Raw genomic sequence first — 22,898 nt, 5'->3', positions numbered from 1 at the left:
CGTATGCCCTGGACGCCTCATGGCGCCGGCCGGATGCCTGCCGCGATGCCGCCATGCACGCGTGGTAACGTAGCCGCAACTCGTCGACGGCCGCGGAGTCTCACAGCCATGATCGGTACGCCCATCCCGTCCAGGCGTTCTCAGGGGCGCTATCTCGTGCGCTTCGGTGTGTGGCTGCTGGCGGCGACAGTGGCGCTGGCCGTGCTGATAGCGGCCGCCGGCGTGCTGCTGATGAGAGCCAGCCTGCCGCAACTGGATGGCGCTCGCGCGGCGCCCGGGCTGGCGGCCGCCGCCACGGTGGATCGCGACGAGGCCGGCAGCGCCATCGTCACGGCCGGCAACCGCATCGATCTGGCCTATGCCACCGGCTTCGCGCACGGACAGGACCGCTACTTCCAGATGGACCTGATGCGCCGTGTGGCCGCCGGCGAACTGGCCGCGCTGGTGGGCGCCAGCGCGCTGCCGCTGGACCGGCGCAACCGCGTGCATCGTTTCCGCGCGCGTACCGACGCCATCTACGCCGAGATGTCCGAGGACCAGCGCCGCCTGCTGCAGCGCTACGCCGATGGCGTCAACGACGCCCTGGGCGCGTCGCGGGCGCGGCCGTTCGAATATCTGGTGCTTGGAACGGCGCCCGTCCAGTGGCGGCCGCAGGACACGCTGCTGGTCATCGATGCCATGTACCTCAACCTGCAGGCCGGGCAACTGGGGCGCGTGCTGTCGCGCGGTGCGCTGCGCGAACAGGTGCCGCCCGACCTGTTGGCCTATCTTGCGCCGCGGTCCAGCCGCTGGGATGCGCCGATGGACGGCGTGGCGCCGGCCGCGGCCAGGCCCGATGTGCCCGCCACTCGGCCGGACTGGTTGGACGATGGTCCGGCCGATGCGGCCGGCCTGCCGCACGCCGCCCCGCCGCATGCCTCGGGGCAGCCTGCTGCCGCATTGGCAACGCGGCTGCTCGCTTCGGCAGGGCTGGACCTGCACAGCTACACGGGATGGCCACAGCCCGATCCGCGCGCCGCGGTGGGCAGCAGCGCGTTCGCCGTGGCGGGCTCGCACGGCGCCGGCGGACGGGCACAGGTCGCCAACGACATGCACCTGGGCCTTACCCTGCCCAACATCTGGTATCGGCTGACGCTGCAGTTTCCCGACCCCGACGGCTCCGGCCGGCAGCGCCGCGTGTCCGGCGTCAGCCTTCCCGGCGCGCCGGTCGTGGTGGCAGGCAGCAACGGCGACGTGGCGTGGGGCTTCACCAACGCCTATGGGCACTTCCTGGATCTGGTCAGTCTCGAGCGCAACCCGGCCGAGCCCAGGCGCTATCAGGGCCCGGCCAGCGAATGGGAAACGGCGCGCGAATACGTCGAGACGATCGAGGTGAAAGGGCAGGGAAGCGTCACGCAGACCGTGTACGAAACGCGCTGGGGGCCGATACTGGAAGTGGCGGGTCGCACGTACGCCGTCCGCTGGGTGGCCTACCAGCCCGGCGCCACAGACCTGGGCCTGATGGCCATGGAAGACGCGCGCGACGTGGAGCAGGCGCTGCGCGTGGCGCAGACCGCGGGGGTGCCGACCCAGAACATTCTGGTGGCCGACCGCGGCGGCCGCATCGGGTGGACGCTGGCCGGGCCGCTGCCTCGCGCCACGCTCGACGCGGGCGCGTTTCCCGTGGCCGCGAACCAGGCCGACGTGCCGGCCGGGCGGCTGGCGCCCGAGGCCTATCCCCGTATCCTCGATCCCGCCGGCGGGCGCCTCTGGAGCGGCAACAGCACGCAGTTGGGCGATCCGGAACAGCAGCGCCTGATCGGCGACGGCGGCGCGGACATGGGCGCGCGCGCCACACAGATCCGCGACGCGCTGCTGGCGCGCGATGCCGCGAACGAGGCCGACCTGATGGCCATCCAGCTCGATGATCGGGCGCTGTGGCTGGCGCCCTGGCGCAAGCTTGCGCTGGACACGCTGGACGAGGCCGCGCTGCGCGATCATCCGGCGCGGGCTACGTACCGCCGCATCGTCGCCGAATGGAACGGCCGCGCCGATGCCGCCTCGGTCGGCTATACCCTGGTGCGCGATTTCCACGAGGCGCTGTACGAGGCGTGGTTCGGCAATCTGGACCAGCGGCTGGCCGACAGCGCGCCGGGCATGACGCCTCCCTTGTCGCTGGGCCGCGCGTCCTCGCGGGTGGACGCGGTGATGGAGGTCCTGGCGAGCCATCAGGCATGGGTGCCCAAGCGACACGCGGATTGGCGCGCGTTCATGCTGGATCGCATCGATGCCGCCATCGCGCGCAACAGCAGCGACGGCGCCCGGCTGGAGGACGCCCGATGGGGCGAGCGCAACCGTCTGGCGATGGGCCATGCCTTCGCCCGCCTGGCGCCCGAGCCGCTGCGCGGCTGGCTGTCGGCGCCCGGCCAGCCGATGTCCGGCGACACCAACATGCCGCTGATCCAGCATGCGTCCTTCGGCGCGTCGGAGCGTTTCGTCGTGTCGCCCGGGCGAGAGGATGAAGGACGCCTGCACATGCCGGGCGGCGCCTCGGGCCACCCGCTGTCGCCGTTCTTCCTGGCGGGCCATGAAGACTGGGTCAACGGCACGCCCGCGCCCTTCCTGCCTTCGCGGCCCGTGCATCGCCTGGAATTGAGGCCGTCGGAAAGCGGCGGATAGCGCCGGGACGCGGCCAGTGTGCTGCGCGGCGGAAGCGGCGCGCCTGTTGTTAAGCTGAACCTAACAAGCATTCGATTCGCCTGAACGGCAGCGCGGCGCCCGCTTGCCACAATGCCTCACCTGCGCGAGACACGCGCGGGCCGCGACGCACATACGACAGGGGAATCACCATGAAGACCATCGCCTTGGGGCTGGCCGCTTGCCTGCTGGCCCTCGGTACGGCGCACGCCGACGACTATCCGCAACGCGCCATCACCATCCTGGTGCCCGCCGCCGCCGGCGGCAATGCCGACATCACCGCGCGGCTGGTGGGGCAGGAGATGAGCCGCACACTGGGCCAGCCGGTGGTGGTGGAGAACCGCGTGGGCGCGGGCGGCCGCATCGGCACGCAAGCCCTGGTGCGCGCCAAGCCGGATGGCTATACGCTGGGCTATGCCCACGTGGGCACCCTGGTGCTGCACCGCTTCCTGTTCAAGAGCCAGCTGTACGACATAGACAAGGACCTTGCTCCGGTGGGGCTGATCGCCGAGACGCCGAACGTGATCGTGGTGGGCAGCCAGTCGCCGTACAAGAGCCTGGCCGAATTCATCGACGCCAGCAAGAAGGCGCCGCAGACCATCACCATGGCTTCGGCCGACCCGGGCACCACTAGCGAAGTCGGCGTGCGCCTGTTCACCGCGCAGACCGGCGCGCAGATCCGGCACATTCCCTACAGCACCACGGCCGCCCAGGTGACCGACGTGTTGGGCGGCCACGTGGATGCCATGATGGAGAATCTGCCGCCGCTGCTGGCCAACATCCGGGCGGGCAAGATGCGCGCATTGGCCGTCACCACGCGCACGCGCGCCGAGGCGGCGCCCGACATTCCCACGGTGGCGGAACTGGGCTACCCGGGATACGAGCAGGGCGCATGGAGCGCGCTGATGGCGCCCGCGGGCACGCCGCCTGCTGTCATCGCCAGACTCAATGCGGCCTTGAACGACGCCCTGCGCAGCGAGAAGGTGGCGGCCGAGCTGCGCACCCGCTCGCAGGCGGCGCTGGGCGGCACGCCCGCGCAGGTCGCGGAGCAGATCCGGGTCGAGCTGCCGAAGTGGGAGCAGGTGATCAAGACCGCCACGATGGAATGACGCCAGCGCATTCCCGCACATTCATCTAGCTTACGAAGCGAGGTTCGCATGCCAGCCAAAGTCAGCCGCGAGGATTTTTCCTGCGCGGCCCCCACCAACGCCTCGGCCTATCGGCAGGTCAACGTCCCGGTACTGTGCGTGGACGCCGGGGCGGGACCATCCGTGGCGCTGATGGCGGGCGTGCATGGCGACGAGTGGGAAGGACAGGCCGCGGTGCTGGACCTGTGGCATCGGCTGCCGGGCATGTTGCAGCGAGGCAAGGTGTACCTGCTGCCCGCGGCCAATGCCGAAGCCTCCATGGCCGCCACACGGCTTTCCCCGTCCGACGGCGGCAATCTCAATCGCGCTTTCCTGGGACATCCCGTGCGGGGCTACACCGAAGCCGTCGCCGCCGCGCTCGAGGCCCGGGTGCTGTCCAAGGTGCAGGTGCTGGTGGACGTGCACAGCGGCGGCGCGTCGCTGCGCTACCTGCCCGGCAGCGTGGTCACGCGCTACCAGGATGCGCCGTGGAACCCGCTGTTGGGCGAGCTGGCCGCCGCGTTCGGTCTGCCGCATTGCTTTTATTTCCATAGCGGCGAAACCGGCTCCATGCCCGCCGCGGCGCACCGCCATGGCGTGGCCAGGCTGAGCGCGGAAATCGGCGGAGGCGGCGAGACCACGCATGCGCTGGTGCAGGCCTGCCGCGACGGCATGCTCGGCTGCCTGGCCGTACTCGGTATGGTCGATCCTCCTCCACGGGGCCGCGGCGCCGCCCTGGAGCCCGCCGTATACGATCTCTCGCAGCCCTGCGCCACCCTGCGCACGCAGGACCGAGGGGTATTCGTGCCGCAGGTGTCGCTGGGCGGCGCCGTGCAGGCGGGCGACACACTGGGCGCATTGATCCGGCCCACGCAACCCGAGCACGGTGCGCGCGAGATCGCCGCCCCGCAGGCCGGCGTGGTGGTGTGCCTGCGCGCATTGGCCGACAGCCAACCCGGCGATTGCCTGGCGCAGGTCGCCCCGGCCGCCTCGTTTGCCTCGTTGGCGGAGCGGTTCCAATGATGCGCATGAATCCCCATCTGGCCGGGCTGAGCTGCCTGCGTTGCGGCCATCGCCTGCCGCCGGGCGATTATCCCGAGGGCTGTCCGGTCTGCCTGGCGCAGGGGCATCCCAGTTCCCTGCGCTGCGAGTATGCGCATCATGATGATGGCGGCATGCCCATGCCGGTGCTCGACGCCCTCAGCCTGGGCGAAGGCGCCACGCCCTGCCTGCCGGCGCAGTCGCTGGCGCGTGAGCATGGCCTGGCCCAGGTCTGGCTGAAATGCGAGAGCGGCAATCCCACGGGCACGCACAAGGACCGGATGGCGGCGCAGCTGGTATCGCGCGCGGTGCTGGCCGGCGCGCCCGGCATGGCGGCGGCGTCCAGCGGCAACGGCGGTGTGGCGCTGGCCGCCTACTGCGCCGCGGCCGGACTGCCCATCGAGATCGCGGTGGCGCCGTCCTGCCCCGATCCGCAGCGCGACGCGATGCTGCGCTTCGGCGCCCGCCTGACGCCCTTCGACGACAGCCTGGCGCGCTGGCATCACGTGGCCAGGCTGTGCCGCGAGACCGGGGCATTCGCGGGCACCAACTATCTGGACCCGCCCGTGGGCACACATGCCTACGGTGTCGAGGGGTACAAGCCCCTGGCGCAAGAACTGCTGGACGCGTGCGGCCTGCCCACCGACATCGTGGTGCCCACCGCCAGAGGCGACCTGATGTGGGGCATGCTGCTGGGATGGCAGTACCTGCTTGCCAGCGGGCGGATCGATCGCCTGCCGCGTCTGCATGCCGTCGAACCCTACGCCCGGCTGTCCCAGGTGCTGGAGGGCGGCGACGTGCGCGCGCACCGCGACGGCTCGACGTCGCAGTACTCCATCGGCGGCGTCACCTCGACCTTGCAGGCGGTGCATGCGGTGCGGGACACCGGCGGCCAGGCCCTGGACGTGTCCGATGCCGACGCGCGCGCGGCGCATCGGCAACTGGCGGCCATGGGCCTCCAGACCGAGCTGTCGTCGTCGGCCGCGCTGGCGGCGTTGCGCCAGTTGTCGTCGCGCGGCGTGGTGGACGGCGAGAGCCGCGTGGTGCTGTTGCTGACCTCGGACGGCCGGCGCGGCATCTAGGCCAGGTCGCGAGGAGCCGGATCCTAGGCGCCGAAGCGCGCCACCAGCGGCGCGATCGCCTCGCGCAGGCAGCTCGCGCAATGCTTGCCCGCCGCCGAAAGCGGCCGGTTGGCGTTGAGGATCATGTGGCATTCGAAATGCGCGGGTCCGTCCAGCACGCGATAGTCCAGCTGCTGCGCGTCCTGCGGCGTGAGCGAGGCCGGATTGGCGATGCCCACGCCATGGCCGGCCGCCACGAGCTGGCAGATGGTGTTGGAATAGGGCGTCTCGATGGCGCAGTGCACCGAGACGCCCGCATCCGCCAGCCACGCATCCAGGCGGCGGCGGGATGCGTCATGCGCATTCAGCACGATCAGGTCCGCGTCGCCGAGGTCCTGCGCGCATAGCGTCGCGCGCCGGCCGAACGGATGGCCGCGCGGAAACACCACCACCGCCTTCAGCCTGGCCAGGCAATATCCCAGCAGCCCGTCGAGTTCGGACTCGTCGGCCACCAGCGCCATGTCGAGCTCGCCCGCCACCACCATGTCGCGCAGGATGTTCGAGTCGCGCAACTGCAGATACAGCGGCGTCTGGCCATAGCGCTGGCGAAAGCGCGGCAACGCGTCGCGGATCAACGCGCCGCTGTATGCATGAATGCTGCCCAATCGCAGCCGGGGCTGCGCCGTGCCCTTGATCTCGGCCACCTTCCGGCTCAGGGCGGACAGCCCCACGTTCAGGCGGCGCACTTCCTCGTACAGCAGGTCGGCCTCGGGCGTACGCACCAGTCGCTGGCGCGTGCGGTCGAACAGCCGCAGGTCCAGCGCCGCTTCGAGCGTGCCGAGCGTGGCGCTGACCGACGCGGGCGACACGCCCAGGCGCCGGGCGGCATCGGAGACGCTGGTGGTCTCGTAGACCGTACGGAAGGTCTCGACCTGCTTGAGCGTGAAATCCATGTGCCTGTCCGCCGCTCGCGCCCGGGAGGCGCGTCAGCCTTCGAACCAGTTCAGCACGCCGTCCAGGCCCGAGACATTCAGCGCGTAGGGCGCCTGGCGGCGCACGATGGGCTTGGCATGGTAGGCGACGGCATAGCCCGCCAGGGCGAGCATCTTCAGGTCATTGGCGCCATCGCCCAACGCGATGATCTGTTCGGGCTGCGCGCCATGCTGCTGCGCGAAGGCGGCCAGGTGCCTGGCCTTGGCATCCGCATCCAGGATGTCGCCCAGCACCTGCCCGGTAAGCCGGCCGTCCTCGCCGATCTCGAGCGTGTTGGCGTGGGCGCTGTCCAGTTGCAGCCGCTCGCGCAGCCGGCCCGTGAAGAACGTGAAGCCGCCCGACACCAGCAGCGTCTTGATGCCCGCATCGCGCGCCGAGGCCAGCAGCCGCTCGGCGCCGGGGTTAAGGCGCAGCTTGTCCTCATACACGCGTTCCAGCGCCTTCGCCGGCACGCCCTGCAGCAGCGCCACGCGGCGGCGCAGGCTTTCGGCGAAGTCCTTGATCTCGCCGCGCATTGCGGCCTCCGTGATCTGCGCCACCTGCTCGCCGCGTCCCGCCCATGCCGCGATCTCGTCGATGCACTCGATATTGATGAGCGTCGAATCCATGTCCATGGCCAGCACGCGGCAATCGGACAGGCGCCGCCCGGCCGGCACGAACGCGGCATCCACGCCATGCGCTTCGCTCCAGTCGCGCACTTCGTCGCGGGTCTGCGCATCGGCCTGCACATCCATCAACCGCGCCGCAGTAGTGCTCAACCGGGCCACCCCCTGCGCTTGCGACAGTGCGGCCAGTTGCTCGGCGTGTTCGGCGGCCAGGGCGGGGGATTGGATGACGAGGTGGATCTGGGTCATGGGTCTATCTTGTGTGTCGTGTCGTCGTGAACTTGGCGTTCTTGTTGCGGGTGCTTTGGTGATACGGATGCTGTCGTGAAGTCTGGGTGTCGATGTCGTTCTTGAAGCGTCCTTGTCCGGTCTCGGCGGCCGTGCCGGCCAAGTCGGTCGGCTCGGGCGCGCCATCAGGCGCCCTCGGCCGCTACGCGGCTTCCCTCCCTCCAATTGGCCGGCACGGCCGCCGAGACCGGACAAGGACTCAAACCAACGGCATGCGGAGGCCCTTTTTTCATCTGCATGCGGACGTCCAGGTGTATGCCAACGTCCGTTTTCACTGCTTTCATCGGCATGTCGACGTGGGCAAAGCCGCTTCGCCTCTCGCTGACGGCCCCATTCCACTGCCTGAATGCGCCGACGTGCGCTCATCACGGCAATGGTGTCCGATGGCTTGCGTACATTTCAGCCTCTGCATGGCGTGCGGGGACGTGACGGCCAATTGGAGGGAGGGAAGCCCCCGCAGGGGGCCGAGGGCGCCTGATGGCGCGCCCGAGCCGACCGACTTGGCCGGCTCGGCCCCGCACGCCATGCAGAGGCGGCAAAAGAACCCAAACCAGCCGCCATAGCCACACAGCCTCACAGCGAAGCAAGATTACCAGACAGACAGTCATGCCACGCTACGCCAAGGAAGAGCACGACCGCACGCTCGATTACCGCAATGCGCGGAGAACGCCCCGCACCGCATCCACCCGAGCCTGGATCTGCGGCGCCTTGATTTCGGCCCGCAGCCGGTCCTGCCCCGAGAACCGGATGTGCCGCTGCTTCTGCACCAATTCGACCATGCGCACCGGTTCCACCGTCGTCTTCGGCCCGAACTGCATCAGGGCTTGCGTCTCGCTGGCGTCGATCTTCACGATGCCCAGGGGTTGCGCGGCCAGGCGCAGGCGGTGGGTGGCCAGCAGCGTCTGGGCCGCTTCGGGCAGCTTGCCGAAGCGGTCGATCAGCTCTTCCTGGATGCGGATCAGGTCGTCCTCGTCCTGGGCATGCGACAGACGCTTGTAGATGGCCAGGCGGCCGTGCACGTCGGGGCAATAGTCTGCGGGCAGCAGCGCGGGGCTGTGCAGGTTGACCTCGCAGGCCAGGTTGAAGGGTGCGTCGAGATCCGGCTCTTCGCCGGCCTTCAGCGCGCGCACCGCCTCGTTAAGCATCTCGTTGTACATCGAGAAGCCGACCTCCTGGATGTTGCCCGATTGCGAGTCGCCCAGGATCTCGCCCGTGCCGCGGATCTCCAGGTCGTGCATGGCCAGGTAGAAGCCCGAGCCCAGTTCCTCCATGGCCTGGATGGCCTCGAGCCGCTTCTTGGCGTTGGCGGTAATGGCATCCTCGCCCGGGGTCAGCAGGTAGGCATAGGCCTGGTGATGCGAGCGGCCCACGCGGCCGCGCAGCTGGTGCAGCTGCGCCAGGCCGAAGCGGTCGGCGCGATGGATGACGATGGTGTTGGCGGACGGCACGTCGATGCCGGTCTCGATGATGGTCGTGCACAGCAGCACGTTGTAGCGCTGCTGGTAGAAGCCCTTCATCACCTGTTCCAGCTCGCGCTCGGGCATCTGGCCGTGCGCCACGCCGATGCGCGCCTCGGGCACCAGTTCTTCGAGGCGGGCGCGGCGGTTGTGGATGGTCTCGACCTCGTTGTGCAGGAAGTAGGCCTGGCCGCCGCGCTTGAGTTCGCGCAGCAGGGCTTCGCGCACGGTGCTGCCGTCCTCGCGCCGCACGAAGGTCTTGATGGCCAGGCGCTTCTGCGGCGCGGTGGCGATGACCGAAAAATCGCGGATGCCTTCCAGCGACATGCCCAGCGTGCGCGGGATGGGGGTGGCGGTGAGCGTGAGCACGTCGACCTCGGCGCGCAGCGCCTTCAGCGCTTCTTTCTGGCGCACGCCGAAGCGGTGTTCCTCGTCGATGATGACCAGGCCCAGCCGCTTGAAGCGCACGTCCTTGGACAGGATCTTGTGCGTGCCGATGACAATGTCGACCTTGCCTTCGTTGATGCCTTCGACTGCCGCGGCGACCTCTTTGGAGGAGCGGAAGCGCGACAGCTCGACCACGCGCACCGGCCAGTCGGCGAAGCGGTCGGAGAAGGTCTGCGCATGCTGCTCGGCCAAGAGCGTGGTGGGGCACAGCAGCGCCACCTGCTTGCCGTTGGCGATGGCCAGGAACGCGGCGCGCAGCGCCACCTCGGTCTTGCCGAAGCCCACGTCGCCGCACACCAGGCGGTCCATGGGGCGGCCCGAGGTCATGTCCAGGATGACGGCCTGGATGGCGGCGGACTGGTCGGGCGTTTCCTCGAAACCGAAGCCCTCGGCGAAGGCCTCGTAGTCGCTCAGCGGCAGCTTGAACGAGTACCCCTCGCGGGCGGCGCGCTGCGCATACAGCGCCAGCAGCTCGGCGGCGGTGTCGCGCACCTGCCTGGCCGCCTTGCGCCGCGCCTTGTCCCATTGGCCCGAGCCCAGCTGGTGCAGCGGCGCGGCCTCGGGATCGGCGCCGCTGTAGCGCGCGATCACGTGCAGCTGCGACACGGGCACGTACAGCGTGCTGCCGTTGGCGTACTCGAGATGCAGGAACTCCATCTCGCCTTCGCCCATGTCCATGTTGACCAGGCCGTGGTAGCGGCCGATGCCGTGCTGCGCATGCACGACCGGATCGCCGGCGCGCAGCTCGGCCAGGTCCCGCACCATGGCCTCGACGTTGCTGGTGCGCTCCTGCGTGCGGCGGCCGCGCCGCGCGGTGGCGTGGCCGGGATACAGGTCGCTTTCCGTCAGGAAGGCCAGGCCGGCGTTCGGCTGCCCGGGCTCCGGTATGACGAAGCCCGCCGACAGCGGCGCCACGGCCAGGCCGAAATGCGCGTCGGAGTCGAGGTAGGCCTGCACCGACTCGGCCTGCAGGTCGGGGGCGATACCGTGTTCGGCCAGCATCTGGACCAGGGTCTCGCGCCGGCCGGCCGAGTCGGCGCACAGCAGCACACGCATGCCGGGCCGCGCCAGCAGGGCGCGCAGCCGCATCACCGGATCGTCGGCGCGGCGCGACACGCTGACGTCGGGCGCCGCGGCGAAGTCGGGATGGCTGCGTTCGCCGCTCAGCACCAGGCGCGGGAAGGCGCGGAAATGCTCGTACAGCCCTTCGCCGTCCAGGAACAGCGCGTCGGGCGGCAGCACAGGCCGTTCACGGTCGCTCTTCAGGAACTGGTAGCGGCTGTCGGTGTCCTGCGCGAAGCGGTGGATGGCGTCGTCGATGTCGCCCAGCGTCACCGTCACCGTGCCGGGCGACAGATAGTCGAACAGCGTGGCCGTCTGGTCGAAGAACAGCGGCAGGTAGTATTCGACGCCGGCGAAGGCGATGCCGTTGCCCATGTCCCGATACGGCACGGCCCGCGACGGATCGCCCTCGAACACTTCGCGAAAGCGCGCGCGGAACCGGTTGCGCGCCTCTTCGTCCATGGGGAATTCGCGCCCGGGCAGCAGTTGCACGTCGCCCACCGGATACAGGCTGCGCTGCGTGTCCACGTCGAAGCTGCGGATGGATTCGATCTCGTCGTCGAACAGATCGAGCCGGTACGGCAGCACCGATCCCATGGGAAACAGGTCGATCAGCCCGCCGCGCAGGCAGAACTCGCCCGGCGCCGTGACCTGCGTGACATGGGTGTAGTTGGCCAGCGTCAGCTGGGCGCGCAGGGCCGCCTCGTCCAGCCTGTCCTTCTGCCGGAACGAGAAGGTGTAGGCCGCCAGGAAGGACGGTGGCGCCAGGCGGTACAGCGCGGTGGTCACCGGGACCGTCAGCACGTCGACCTCGCGCTGCATCAGCGCGTGCAGCGTGTTCAGGCGCTGCGAGATCAGGTCCTGGTGCGGCGAGAACGCGTCGTAGGGCAGGGTTTCCCAGTCAGGCAGCTGGCGCACGCGCAGCTTGGGCGCATACAGGGGGATTTCTTCGGCCAGGCGCTGCGCCTCGAGCGGGTCGGCGGTGAAGACGACCAGGGGCTGGCCGCCCTGCATGGCCAGGTCGGCCAGCAGCCAGCCGTCGGCGGACCCTGGCGGGCGCGGTTGCGCATAGCGGGAGCCAGGCTTGAGGGCGGCGAGCGTGGCGGCGGTGGCCGGGAGCCGCGCGGGGGAGCTTAGAGAATCTGACATCAGGGCGAAGATTATAAAATCTCGCCAACATGTCCGACACCCTCATCGCCATCGTGCCCGCCGCCGGCGTGGGCGCCCGGGCCAGCCACCCCGGCGGCCAGTCCATTCCCAAACAGTATCGTCCGCTGGCCGGCCAGGCCATGCTGCGCCGCGCCGTGCTGGCGCTGCTGGCCGACGCGCGCATCGCGCAGGTGCGCGTGGCCGTCAGCGCGGGCGATGGCTGGGTCGAAGAGGCGCTGCGCGATCTGCCGCGCACCGTATGGCGCCCGTGCGGCGGCCCGACGCGGGCCGATACGGTGGCCGCGGCGCTGGCCGACTGCGGCGCCGGCGAACACGACTGGGTGCTGGTGCACGACGCGGCCCGTCCCGGCCTGACGCCGTCCGCGCTGGCCCGGCTCATCGATGCCTGCCTGCCCGATCCCGTCGGAGGCCTGTTGGCGCTGCCCGTGGCCGACACCGTGAAGGCCGGCGATGCCCGCGTGGCCCGCACCGTGGACCGGCAGGGACTGTGGCTGGCGCAGACCCCGCAGATGTTTCGCGCCGGGGCGCTGCGTCAGGCGCTGGCCGGCGCGGCGGCGGCCGGGCTGGCGGTGACCGACGAGGCCTCGGCCATGGAGGCGGCCGGCCATGCGCCGCGCCTGGTCACGGGCGAGGCGCGCAACTTCAAAGTGACGTGGCCCGACGATTTCGAACTGATGGAGAAGTGGCTGTAAGCCGCTTCCCCGCGCGACCCGGGTGCGGCGCCTCCGCCCCGTCGCAGAACGTCGCGCAGCGACAGGAGAGATACCAATGAGCATTCCCTTCCGCGTGGGCCAGGGCTTCGACGTGCATGCCCTGGTCGAGGGCCGGCCGCTGATCCTGGGCGGCGTCGCCATTCCGCATACGCACGGGCTCTTGGGCCATTCCGATGCCGACGCGCTGCTGCATGCGATCACCGATGCCGTCCTGGGTGGCGCCGGGCTGGGCGACATCGGCCGGCATTTTCCCGATACCGATCCGCAGTATCGCGGCGCCGACAGCCGCGTGCTGCTGCGCGCGGCCGTGGACAAGGTGCGGCAGGCGGGGTGGCAGCCCGTGAACGTGGACGCCACGATCCACGCACAGGCGCCCAAGATCGGGCCTCATGCGCCGGCCATGGTGCGCAACATCGCGGCCGACCTGGGCCTTGCCGAAGGAGAGGTCAACGTGAAGGCCAAGACCAACGAGAACCTGGGCTACCTGGGCCGCAAGGAAGGCATCGCCGCCACCACGGTGGTGCTGCTGGCCCGCATGGACCCGGCCTGAGGCCGCCGCGATTCAGCGCCAGGGCGGCGGCAGCGGCACTGCCGGCAGGTCCCATTGCAGCAGTTGGCGCGCCTGCGCCCGCAGGCGGCCGGCATCGCCGCTGCTGACCAGTTCGCAGCCGCCGACGAATCCATCTGGAGCCAGCAGCGTCGCGGCCTCGGTCTGGACCCGGTGCGCCAGATGGCGCGCCAGCGCCGGGCCGGGCTCGACGATGTGCACGTCGGGGCCCACGCGCTCGCGCAGCAAGGGCTGCAGAAACGGAAAGTGCGTGCAGCCCAGCACCAGCACGTCGGCGCCTTCGGCCAGCAGGGCGCCTGCGGCCGTGTTCACGCTGGCGCGCGCGGCGTCGTCATCCAACTGGCCGTTCTCCACCAGCATCACCCACTCCGGGCAGGGGCGCAGCACGATGCGCGAGCCCGGGGCGGCGCGTTGCGCAAGCGCGGCGAAACGCTGGCTGGCCAGCGTGCCGGTGGTGGCGAACACGCCGATGACGCCGGACCGGCTGAGTTGCGCCGCGGGCTTGATGGCGGGTTCGATGCCCACGACGATCAGGTCCGGGTGATGCTGCCGCATCGTGCCGATGGCCGCCGCCGTGGCGGTGTTGCACGCGACGGCGATGGCCTTGACCCCGCGCGACACGAAGTAGTCCGCCACCGCCAGGGCCCGGCGTTCCAGCGTGTCCTGCGATTTCTCGCCGTAGGGCAGGTAGCCCGCGTCGGCGAGGTAGACCAGCGGCTCGTGCGGCAGGGCGGCGCGGATCTCGCGCAGCGTGCTCAGGCCGCCGACGCCCGAGTCGTAGATGCCGATGGGGCGGACGTCTGAGGTCATGGGAATGGGGGAATGGAGGAATGGCGGACGGGGAAAAGCGCCATTCTACGGCGGCGGCCCGCCGCATGCCGGCCGGCCATGCCAACCTTGCCCGATCCGGTTCTGCCGCGGCGGTGTATCTAGGACAATTTTTTGATTGTTCTTGCCCGGGCGTGCAGACTGCGCGACGCTATGTCCTGCTGACTGCCTTGCGCCGTCTCGCGCTGCGTCACGCGGCCCGGCCTGCCTGGCCTTACCGGGCACAGGCCGACGCCGGGCCGCCGTCCTCGTCCGAACCACGGAGAGTATCGCCATGCCGTCGTCCACCGACCTGCTACGCCACCGTTGGCTGATCGTCATCGCCGCCGGCGCCATCATGGGCGCCGCGCTGGGCGTGCGTCACGTCCAGGGCCTGTTCCTGCAACCCGTGGTCAGCACACAGGGCTGGTCGCGCGAGGCTTTCGGCTTCGCGCTGGCCATGCAGAATCTGGTGTGGGGCCTGGCCCAGCCCTTCACCGGCATGGTGGCCGACCGCTACGGGTCCGCGAAAGTGCTGGTCGTGGGCATGCTGGCCTATGCGGCCGGCCTGGTGCTGATGGCGAATTCCGCGAGCACGGGCGCCTTCGCGCTGACCAACGGCGTGCTGGTCGGCGTGGCATTGTCCGGCACGGCATTCGGCACCGTCTATGGGGCGCTCAGCCGCATATTTCCCGCCGACCAGCGTGCCTGGGCGCTGGCGGTGACGGGGGCGCTGGGCGGCCTGGGGCAGTTCTGCATGGTGCCCTTGGCACAGAGCCTGATCGCGGGCATGGATTGGCAGGGAGCGGCAACGGCGCTGGGCATCGTCATGCTGGTGCTGGTGCCGCTGGCCGTCTTCCTGCGCGACAGGGTCGCGCCGATGCAGGCCGCGCAACAACCTAAGGCAGCGCAAGCCATGCCGGCCCCGCTCGCCGATATACCCATGTCCGCCGCCATCCGCCAGGCCCTGCGTCATCGCGGCTTCTGGCTGCTGAACCTGGGCTTCACCGCGTGCGGCTTCCAGCTTGCGTTCATCGCGACGCACATGCCGGCCTACCTGGCCGAACACGGGCTCAGCGCGGGACAGGCCAGCGCCACGCTCGCGGTCATCGCGCTGGCCAACATCTTCGGCAACTATGTGTGCGCGCGGCTGGGCGGCCGATGGCCGCCACGGCAAGTGCTGTGCGCGCTGTACGCGACGCGCGCGCTGGCGATCGCCGTTTTCGTGACGCTGCCGGTCACGCCTTTCAGCGCCTATGCGTTCTCCGCCGTGATGGGCTTCCTGTGGCTGGGCACCGTTCCGTTGACCAGCGGCGTGCTGTCGCGCATCTTCGGCGTGCGCTACATCGGCACGCTGTTCGGCATGGTGTTCCTGGGCCACCAGATAGGCGGCTTCATGGGCGTATGGCTGGGCGCCGTGGTGTACGACGCCTATCAGTCGTACGACCTCGTCTGGATGGGCGCCATCGCCATCGGCCTGATGGCCGCGTGGGTGCACTGGCCGATCGACGACCGGCCGGTCGCGCGGCCGGTCATGGCGGGGCAGCCGTCATGACCCCGGCGCGGCCCGGCATGATGGCGCTGGCGTGGCACATCGGCGCCGCGCTTGCCGCCACCGCGCTGCTGGCCGGGGTGTTCCTGGCCTGGCTGGATCCCTCGATCGCGCTGGCGCTAGCCGACGGAATGTTCCTGTGCCGGTAGGCCCGGCGGCCAGAGCCATGCTCTCCGGCCGTGACGGCGGCGCCTTTTCTTCAGCGCACCATGCACGGCCGTTTGTTGTCGAACTTCCAGCCCGGGATCAGGAACTGCATGGCCATGGCGTCGTCGCGCGCGCCCAGGCCGTGCTGCCGATACAGCGCGTGGGCGCGCTCGACGGCGTCCATGTCCAGTTCGATGCCCAGGCCGCCCGTCTGGGGCAGCTCCACGTAGCCATTGCGGATCTGCAGCGGATTGCGCGTGAGGTACTGCCCGTCCTGCCAGATCCAGTGCGTGTCGATGGCGGTGACGCGGCCCGGCGCGGCGGCGCCCACGTGGGTGAACATGGCCAGCGACACGTCGAAGTGATTGTTCGAGTGCGAGCCCCACGTCAGTCCGAAGGCCTGGCAGGTCTGCGCGACGCGCACCGAGCCCTGCATCGTCCAGAAGTGCGGATCGGCCAGCGGAATGTCCACCGATTGCAGCGACAGCGCGTGCGCCATCTCGCGCCAGTCGGTGGCCACCATGTTGGTGGCCGTGGGCAGGCCGGTGGCGCGGCGGAACTCGGCCATCACTTCGCGGCCCGAGTACACGCCCTCGGCGCCGCAGGGATCTTCGGCGTATGCCATCACTCCGTGCAGGTCGCGGCACAGCCGCACGGCGTCCTTCAGCAGCCAACCCCCGTTGGGATCCAGCGTGATGCGGGCCTGGGGAAAGCGTTCGTGCAGCGCGCGGATCGCCTCGACTTCCTCTTCGCCGCGCAGCGCGCCGCCCTTGAGCTTGAAGTCTTCGAAGCCATAGCGCCGATAGGCCGCCTCGGCCAGCCTGACGATGGCTTCCGGCGTGAGCGCCTTTTCGTGGCGCAGGCGCAGCCAGTCGTCAGCGGCGCCCGGGTCGCTGTGATAGGGCAGTGTGGTCTGGTTGCGGTCGCCCACGTAGAACAGGTAGCCCAGCATCTGCACCGAGGTGCGCTGCACGCCTTCGCCCAGCAGGGCCGCCACGGGCACGCCCAGATGTTGGCCCAGCAGGTCGAGCAGCGCGGACTCCGCCGCGGTCACGGCATGGATGGCGACGCGCAGGTCGAAGGTCTGCTGGCCGCGGCCCGCGCTGTCGCGGTCCGCGAAGACCTGGCGCATGCGATTGAGCGTGTGGTTGTAGTTGCCGATGGAACTGCCCACGATGAGGTCGCGGGCGTCTTCCAGGGTGGCGCGTATCTTCTCGCCGCCGGGCACTTCGCCCGCGCCGGTATTGCCGGCGCTGTCCGTCAGAATGATCAGATTGCGCGTGAAATAAGGGGCGTGGGCGCCGCTGAGATTCAGCAGCATGGAATCCTGGCCCGCCACGGGAACCACGCGCATCTGCGTGACGATCGGGGTGTGATGCTTGGACTGCGAGGCTGATGACATGATCGCTACTTGAGTTGAACTCCGGCCTTGCGGCCGGAAGATTGCCTTACGGTGATGCCGCCATTACTGGACGGAGATGTTGCCCGCCTCGATCACGGTCTTCCAGCGGGCGCTTTCCTGCTGCTGGAAGCGCGTGAAGGCTTCGGGCGTGTTGGCCACGACCTCCAGGCCGACGTCGGTGAAGGGCTTGCTGACGGCGGGATCCTTGATGGCCGTGACCAGCGCGGCCGACAGCTTGTCGCGGATGTCGGCCGGCAGACCCTTGGGCGCCACCACGGCCTGCCAGGCGTATACCTTCAGGTCGGGCACACCCGCCTCGGCGAACGTGGGCACGTCGGGGAGCACCGGCGAGCGCTTGTCGCCGGTGACGGCGATGGCCTTGAGCTTGCCGGCCTTGATGTGCGGCAGCACGGCGTTCACGTTCTGGAACGACATGTCGACCTGGCTGCCCAGCAGGTCGGAGATGGCGGGCGCGCCGCCCTTGTACGGCACGTGCAGGCCCTTGGTGCCGGTCTTCTGCCAGAACAGTTCGGCGGTCAGGTGGTCGGACGAGCCCGCGCCCGAGGTCGCGAAGCTGATGCCGTCGGACTTCGACTTCAACAGCGCCAGCACGTCCTGCACGTTGTTCACCTTGGGGGCCAGCGCGGGGCTGACGACCAGCACGTTGGGCGTCTGTACGGCCACGGTGAGGTACGTGAAGTCCTGTGAGGGGTCGTAGGGAATGCTTTTCATCAGATGCTGCGCGACCACCAGCGGGGCCAGCGAGGTCACCATCAGCGTGTAGCCGTCCGGCGCGGCGCGCGCCACCTGGGCCGCGCCGATGGTGCCCGTGGCGCCCGCCTTGTTCTCGACCACGAAGGACTGCTTGAGCTGCTCGCCCAGCTTGTTCGCCACGGCGCGCGCGACCGAGTCCGTGGCGCCGCCGGGCGGGAAGGGCACGACCATGGTGACGGGTTTGTCGGGCCAGGCCTGGGCGGCGCCCGCCACGGCCATGAGGGCGACGCCCACCGCCCATTTGCGCAGATTGCGTTTCATCGTTGTCTCCTTAGGACTGCTAGTTGGTTGTTAACGTTACCATCGTGGACGGTAACGTTAACATTTGGATGGGCAAGCTTAGCTAATGCGCGCGGCCGACGCCTACCCCGGGAAAACCCGCAAGTGGCGGCGGGCCATAATAGAGTCTCATCGGTTAGCCTGCCGGAAAGCCACTCAGGCCCCCGCCGCCGCCTTCCAAGATGCAAGTCCCGCCTACTGAAAAACCTCCGGGTTCCAGCAAACGCTCCGGCGACCGGACCAGCGTGACCGTGCGCGACGTGGCGCGCGCGGCGGGGGTTTCCATGATCACGGTCTCGCGGGCCATCAACACGCCGAAGCAGGTTTCGCCCGCCACGCTCGAAAAGGTCAACGCCGCGGTGCAGGCGCTGGGTTACGTGCCCAACCTGATGGCGGGCGGCCTGCGCCTGTCGCGCAGCAATCTGGTGGCCGTGCTGGTGCCCACCATCACCGGCTCGCTGTTCAGCGGCATGTTGACCGCGCTGACCCGATCGCTCGAAGCCAAGGGCTATCAGCTGATGGTGGGCCAGAGCGGCTACGACACCTTGCGCGAGGACGCGCTGCTGCGCGCGATCATCGGGCGCCGTCCCGACGGCATCGTGCTGACCGGCGTGATGCATTCCGAGCAGGGGCATCGCCTGCTGAAGGCATCGGGCATTCCGGTCGTCGAGACGTGGGACGCCACGTCCACGCCCGTCGACATGCTGCTGAGCGTGTCGCACGAGGCCATCGGCGATGCCGCCAGCCGATATCTGCACCAGGCGGGCAAGACCCGGCAGGCGGTGCTGGCGGGCGACGACGAGCGCGCCAGGCTGCGCGCCGACAGTTTCGTGCGGACCGCGACGCGGCTTGGCTTGCCCGAGCCGGTGTCGCGCTACATGCCCGCTCCCACCACGCACGCGCAGGGCCGAGAGGGCCTGCGCCAATTGCTGAGCGAGGACCGGCGGATAGACGCGGTGTTCTGTTCTTCAGACATGATGGCGGCCGGCGTGCTGACGGAAGCGGCCGTTCAAGGCTTGAAGGTGCCCGACGACCTGGCCGTGCTGGGCTTCGGCGACGCGGACATCGCCTCGTCCATGTCGCCCTCGATCAGTTCGATACGCGTGGACGGCGCCGCGATCGGCCTGCAGGCAGCCGAGATGATCGCCGCACGCGCCGCCGGCCAGTGGCCCGCCGCGCCGGTGGTGCAGATCGGCTTCCAGATTGTCCCGCGCGAAAGCGCGTGACCCGCGAAGCCCGGTCACGCGTCCGCGCAAATAAAAAATCCCCGCCGGCAACAGAATGCCGGGGGGATCGTGGCGCCGGCGTTGCGGCGCGGCGCGTGCTGCCTGCGCTTACTTGCCTTGCGCTGCCAGCGCCAGCGCGGCGGCGTTGATCACCGCGGCGATGCGGCCGGCGTCGCGCAGCTGCTCCGAGCTCAGGCCGTCCTTGCGCAGGTTCTCGAAGTGCGACTGCACGCAGAAGTGGCACTTGCCGATGATGGAAGCCACGAGCGCGAACAGTTCGAAGCGCTTCTTGTCCACGCCGCCGTGGGTGGCGTAGGCATTCATGCGCAACTGGGCCGGCAGCGTCTTCAGCTGGGCGTCGCCCGACATTTCGACGTAGGGGTACCAGACGTTGTTCATGCCCATCAGCGACGCGGCCGTCAGCGCGGCGTTGGCGTCGGTTTCGGACATCGCACCCTTGATGGCCTCGATCAGTACCGGGCTGCGCGCCGCGTAGGCGGCGGCCAGGGCAGCGCCCAGCGCGTCTTCCTGCGCCAGCGTGGACCGGGCGATCACCGAGTCCAGATTCAGGCGGATGTCCTTGGCCCAATCCGGCAGTTGATCCTTAATGGTAGAAAGGAATTCCATAGTTTTTACCTATATTCTGGAGCAAGGAAAGCCCGGACGAGCCGGGCCGAGGGTAATGCTTACAGCGTGGCGCCGCCGACCGAACGGTTGCACGGGCACAGTTCGTCGGTTTGCAGGCCGTCCAGCAGGCGCAGGACTTCTTCGGGGTTGCGGCCGACGTTCAGGTTGTTCACCGAAACGTGCTGGATGGTGTTGTCGGGATCGACGATGAAGGTGGCGCGCAGCGCGACGCCCGCACCCTTTTCACGCACACCCAGCTGGTCAATCAGCGCACCGGTGGTGTCGCCGAACTGGTAGTGGCCCAGCTTGTTGAGGTCGGGGTGCTCACGGCGCCATGCCAGCTTGACGAATTCGTTGTCCGTGGAACCGCCCAGCAGGACGGCGTCGCGATCTTCGAAGTCTTTGGCCAGCTTGTTGAAGCCGACGATTTCGGTGGGGCACACGAAGGTGAAGTCCTTCGGGTAGAAGTAGATCACCTTCCACTTGCCGGGGAACGAGCTTTCGGTGATGTCCTCGAAAGCCGAAACGCCGTTTTCTTCGTGCTGGTTGAAGCCGGGCTTGACGCCGGTGACCTTGAAGGGCTCGAGTTTGTCGCCAACAGTTTTCATGTGTACTCCGTTTGGGTGTTGGGTGAAGCAGACCCCGCAAGCAGGGTCGAGACACCTAATTTTACGCTATTGGTTTTCGATGTCTAATTGATAATTTCTAAATTTGGCTTTGGGCAGCTCTATGCGCGCCGTCAGTCCGCCGCCTGGTCGCGGCTGCATTTTCAGCGAACCGCCGACGTGTTTCAGCAGCCGCTCGACGATGGCCAGGCCCAGGCCCGCGCCGCTGACGCCTGTGCGGGCAGCCTCGCCGCGCGAGAAGGGGCGCAGCAGGCGTTCGACTTCCTCGGGCGCGATGCCCGGCCCGCGGTCACAGACCTCGATGGCCAAAATACTGCCCTCGGATTGCACCGTCATGACCAGGTGGGCCAGCCCGTCGGTGGAGCGGCCGTAGCGGCGGGCATTCTCGATGAGATTGCCTACGATGCGCTTCAGGTCGAGCGCCGTGATGCGCGCGCGCAGGCCCGGCTCGATATTGGCCTCGAGCTCGCCGCCCAGCGAGGCCGTGTGGCTGCGCTCGCGCTCGTACAGCTCTTGCAGCACCGACGACACGTCGGTCGCCAACTGGGGCAGGGTGCCGGCAGGGCGGGCGTATTCCATCAGCTGGCCGATGCTGTGGTCGATCTGAGCCAGGTCGTCGTCGATGGCCTGGCGTGCATCTTCCGACACACCGCTCATTTCGATTTCGAGGCGCATGCGCGCCAGCGGCGTGCGCAAGTCGTGCGAGATGCCCGCCAGCATCAGTTCACGGTCGGCTTCGGCCTGCCGCAGGTCTTTGGACATCCGATTGAAAGCGGAATTCAGGTCGCGGATCTCGAGCGGCCCCTGCTCGGGCAGGGGCGCCGGCGTTTCGCCGCGCGACAGCACCTGCGCGGCGCGCGCCAGGCGAGAGAGCGGCCGGTTCACGAAGCCCACGCTGACGGCCGCGCCCACCAGTGACAGCAGCAGCGCGGTAGCGCCCCAGCCCAGCCACTCGATGCCGCCGGTCAGCCCGATCTGTTCGCGCTCGAACACCAGCCAGTAGAGATCCTGGTCAATCTGGAAGCTGACCCAGAAGCCGGGTACCTGATTGACCCCCCAGGCGATCTGCGTGTCCGTGCCGAAGCGGGCGCGGATATGCTGGGCGACGCGCTGCCAGTAGTCGTCGTCGGGCAGGCCTTCGGTAAAGTCGGTGACCTCGCGGGGATAGACCTGGATGCCTTCGTTGGTGGCCAGGTCCAGCAGCAGCTTGCTGCGCTCGTCGTTCTGCGAGTAGATGAGGGCGGTGCGGGTGATGTTGACCGCGGTGATCACCCGCTGGGCCATCTGGTTGGCGCGCGGTCCCAGCTCCATGCTGAAGAAGACCTGCAGCCACGCGCCAAGGCTGACCAGCATGAGCGTGGCCAGCAAGAGGAACGTGCGCCCGAACAAGCCCAGGCGCAGACGTGATGTCAGATTGCGAAAGATTCTGCGTAGGCGGGGCACGAGACCGCGCTCCTGCCCGGAACGGGCATTTCGGTCAGCTTCCGCCATCCGGGACGAAGACGTAGCCCAGGCCCCATACCGTCTGGATGAAGACCGGCTTGGAGGGGTTGGGCTCGATCAGCTTGCGCAGACGCGAGATCTGTACGTCCAGGCTGCGATCGAACGCTTCGTATTCGCGGCCGCGCGCCAGTTCCATCAGCTTGTCGCGCGACAGCGGAATCTTGGGGTGGCGGGCGAATACCTTCAGCACCGAGAATTCCCCGGTGGTGATGGGCACTTGCTCGCCGTTGCGGGTGAGGGTGCGCGTGGACAGGTTGAGCACGTAGGGCCCGAAGGCGATGGATTCGTTTTCCTGGCTGGGCGCGCCCGGGTGTTCCTCGGTACCACGGCGTCGCAGGATCGCGTTGATCCGTGCCAGCAGCTCTCGGGGATTGAACGGTTTGGACAGGTAGTCGTCCGCGCCCATTTCGAGGCCGACGATCCTGTCGATTTCCTCGGCTTTCGCCGTGAGCATGATGATCGGCGTGTTGTCGTGCCCGCCCCTCAACCGGCGGCAGATCGACAGGCCGTCTTCGCCGGGCAGCATCAGGTCGAGGACGAGCAGGTCGAAGTGTTCGCGCTGCCAGAGTTTGCCCATTTCCTTGGCATCCTCGGCGACGAATACGTTGAACCCTTGTTCCGACAGGTAGCGCCGCAGCAGATCGCGAAGACGAGGATCGTCGTCAACGACGAGGATCTTGCGGATGGGGGTGGTGTTTTGAGTATTCATGGCCGGAAATGTAACAGTGACAAGAACCGGGGGCAATC

General features: G+C 68.8%; 19 protein-coding genes. 9 read left to right on the top strand and 10 right to left on the bottom strand.

Annotated elements, in window-relative coordinates:
• Window positions 1-108: 108 nt before the first annotated feature.
• The 4 genes from CAL15_RS17195 to CAL15_RS17180 all read left to right on the top strand — a co-directional run bounded on the left by CAL15_RS17195 (window position 109) and on the right by CAL15_RS17180 (window position 5,926).
• On the top strand, window positions 109-2,658 hold the full coding sequence (locus tag CAL15_RS17195; RefSeq protein ID WP_086079711.1) for a penicillin acylase family protein: 2,550 nt from the start codon (window positions 109-111) through the stop codon (window positions 2,656-2,658).
• Window positions 2,659-2,828: 170 nt separating this feature from the next.
• On the top strand, window positions 2,829-3,785 hold the full coding sequence (locus CAL15_RS17190) for a Bug family tripartite tricarboxylate transporter substrate binding protein (RefSeq protein WP_086079710.1): 957 nt from the start codon (window positions 2,829-2,831) through the stop codon (window positions 3,783-3,785).
• A gap of 48 nt (window positions 3,786-3,833) precedes the next feature.
• Window positions 3,834-4,826 carry a succinylglutamate desuccinylase/aspartoacylase domain-containing protein gene (locus tag CAL15_RS17185; protein WP_086079709.1) on the top strand — a complete coding sequence of 331 codons (993 nt, stop codon included), beginning with the start codon at window positions 3,834-3,836 and terminating at the stop codon, window positions 4,824-4,826.
• Window positions 4,826-5,926 carry a threonine synthase gene (locus tag CAL15_RS17180; RefSeq protein WP_086081157.1) on the top strand — a complete coding sequence of 367 codons (1,101 nt, stop codon included), beginning with the start codon at window positions 4,826-4,828 and terminating at the stop codon, window positions 5,924-5,926. The genes CAL15_RS17185 and CAL15_RS17180 overlap by 1 nt, the downstream gene beginning before the upstream one ends.
• A 23-nt stretch (window positions 5,927-5,949) precedes the next feature.
• On the opposite strand, the gene CAL15_RS17175 is transcribed toward CAL15_RS17180, so the two are convergent.
• The 3 genes from CAL15_RS17175 to mfd all read right to left on the bottom strand — a co-directional run bounded on the left by CAL15_RS17175 (window position 5,950) and on the right by mfd (window position 11,906).
• The gene (locus CAL15_RS17175) at window positions 5,950-6,858 is read right to left on the bottom strand and encodes a LysR family transcriptional regulator (RefSeq protein WP_086079708.1); all 909 of its coding nucleotides are present in this window, start codon (window positions 6,856-6,858) and stop codon (window positions 5,950-5,952) included.
• A 33-nt stretch (window positions 6,859-6,891) separates the two neighbouring features.
• Complete coding sequence (gene serB, locus CAL15_RS17170) at window positions 6,892-7,752, bottom strand: phosphoserine phosphatase SerB (protein ID WP_086079707.1); 861 nt, start codon at window positions 7,750-7,752, stop codon at window positions 6,892-6,894.
• Window positions 7,753-8,438: 686 nt separating this feature from the next.
• Window positions 8,439-11,906: a transcription-repair coupling factor gene (gene mfd, locus CAL15_RS17165; protein WP_086079706.1), complete on the bottom strand. Its 3,468-nt coding sequence runs from the start codon at window positions 11,904-11,906 to the stop codon at window positions 8,439-8,441.
• A gap of 29 nt (window positions 11,907-11,935) precedes the next feature.
• Here mfd and ispD point away from each other — a divergent pair, with 29 nt between their 5' ends.
• Both ispD and ispF read left to right on the top strand, forming a co-directional pair.
• Window positions 11,936-12,619: a 2-C-methyl-D-erythritol 4-phosphate cytidylyltransferase gene (gene ispD / locus CAL15_RS17160; RefSeq protein WP_086079705.1), complete on the top strand. Its 684-nt coding sequence runs from the start codon at window positions 11,936-11,938 to the stop codon at window positions 12,617-12,619.
• 76 nt (window positions 12,620-12,695) lie between these two features.
• Window positions 12,696-13,190 (top strand): 2-C-methyl-D-erythritol 2,4-cyclodiphosphate synthase, encoded by a 495-nt coding sequence (ispF, locus tag CAL15_RS17155; RefSeq protein WP_086079704.1) that lies wholly within the window; start codon window positions 12,696-12,698, stop codon window positions 13,188-13,190.
• A gap of 12 nt (window positions 13,191-13,202) precedes the next feature.
• Here the strand turns inward: ispF and murI are convergent, their stop codons facing one another.
• Complete coding sequence (murI, locus tag CAL15_RS17150; protein ID WP_086079703.1) at window positions 13,203-14,018, bottom strand: glutamate racemase; 816 nt, start codon at window positions 14,016-14,018, stop codon at window positions 13,203-13,205.
• A 292-nt stretch (window positions 14,019-14,310) separates the two neighbouring features.
• Here murI and CAL15_RS17145 point away from each other — a divergent pair, with 292 nt between their 5' ends.
• Together CAL15_RS17145 and CAL15_RS24455 are read left to right on the top strand one after the other, a co-directional pair.
• The gene (locus CAL15_RS17145; RefSeq protein ID WP_086079702.1) at window positions 14,311-15,570 is read left to right on the top strand and encodes an MFS transporter; all 1,260 of its coding nucleotides are present in this window, start codon (window positions 14,311-14,313) and stop codon (window positions 15,568-15,570) included.
• Window positions 15,567-15,716 (top strand): hypothetical protein, encoded by a 150-nt coding sequence (locus CAL15_RS24455; RefSeq protein ID WP_157666680.1) that lies wholly within the window; start codon window positions 15,567-15,569, stop codon window positions 15,714-15,716. The genes CAL15_RS17145 and CAL15_RS24455 overlap by 4 nt, the downstream gene beginning before the upstream one ends.
• Window positions 15,717-15,766: 50 nt before the next feature.
• On the opposite strand, the gene gudD is transcribed toward CAL15_RS24455, so the two are convergent.
• Together gudD and CAL15_RS17135 are read right to left on the bottom strand one after the other, a co-directional pair.
• Window positions 15,767-17,116, bottom strand: a complete 1,350-nt coding sequence (gudD, locus tag CAL15_RS17140) for a glucarate dehydratase (RefSeq protein WP_086079701.1) — start codon at window positions 17,114-17,116, stop codon at window positions 15,767-15,769.
• A 63-nt stretch (window positions 17,117-17,179) separates the two neighbouring features.
• Complete coding sequence (locus CAL15_RS17135) at window positions 17,180-18,151, bottom strand: Bug family tripartite tricarboxylate transporter substrate binding protein (protein ID WP_086079700.1); 972 nt, start codon at window positions 18,149-18,151, stop codon at window positions 17,180-17,182.
• A gap of 269 nt (window positions 18,152-18,420) precedes the next feature.
• Between CAL15_RS17135 and CAL15_RS17130 the strand changes: the two genes are divergently transcribed.
• On the top strand, window positions 18,421-19,395 hold the full coding sequence (locus CAL15_RS17130) for a LacI family DNA-binding transcriptional regulator (protein ID WP_232468246.1): 975 nt from the start codon (window positions 18,421-18,423) through the stop codon (window positions 19,393-19,395).
• Between the two features lie 108 nt (window positions 19,396-19,503).
• Here the strand turns inward: CAL15_RS17130 and CAL15_RS17125 are convergent, their stop codons facing one another.
• From CAL15_RS17125 to risA, 4 genes are all read right to left on the bottom strand, one after another.
• A complete protein-coding gene (locus CAL15_RS17125) occupies window positions 19,504-20,022 on the bottom strand; it encodes a carboxymuconolactone decarboxylase family protein (protein WP_086079698.1) in 519 nt (172 codons plus the stop codon).
• Window positions 20,023-20,081: 59 nt separating this feature from the next.
• Complete coding sequence (locus CAL15_RS17120; RefSeq protein WP_003813886.1) at window positions 20,082-20,630, bottom strand: peroxiredoxin; 549 nt, start codon at window positions 20,628-20,630, stop codon at window positions 20,082-20,084.
• Between the two features lie 66 nt (window positions 20,631-20,696).
• Window positions 20,697-22,091, bottom strand: a complete 1,395-nt coding sequence (gene risS / locus CAL15_RS17115) for a sensor histidine kinase RisS (protein ID WP_442857419.1) — start codon at window positions 22,089-22,091, stop codon at window positions 20,697-20,699.
• A 34-nt stretch (window positions 22,092-22,125) separates the two neighbouring features.
• Complete coding sequence (risA, locus tag CAL15_RS17110) at window positions 22,126-22,860, bottom strand: response regulator transcription factor RisA (protein WP_015040250.1); 735 nt, start codon at window positions 22,858-22,860, stop codon at window positions 22,126-22,128.
• Window positions 22,861-22,898 lie beyond the last annotated feature (38 nt).

Origin of the sequence: Bordetella genomosp. 13 (assembly GCF_002119665.1) — a bacterium.
In the GTDB taxonomy this organism is placed as follows: domain Bacteria; phylum Pseudomonadota; class Gammaproteobacteria; order Burkholderiales; family Burkholderiaceae_B; genus Bordetella.
Note: the sequence above shows the minus strand (reverse complement) of the source record. Positions and strands in the feature narration are given on the sequence as shown.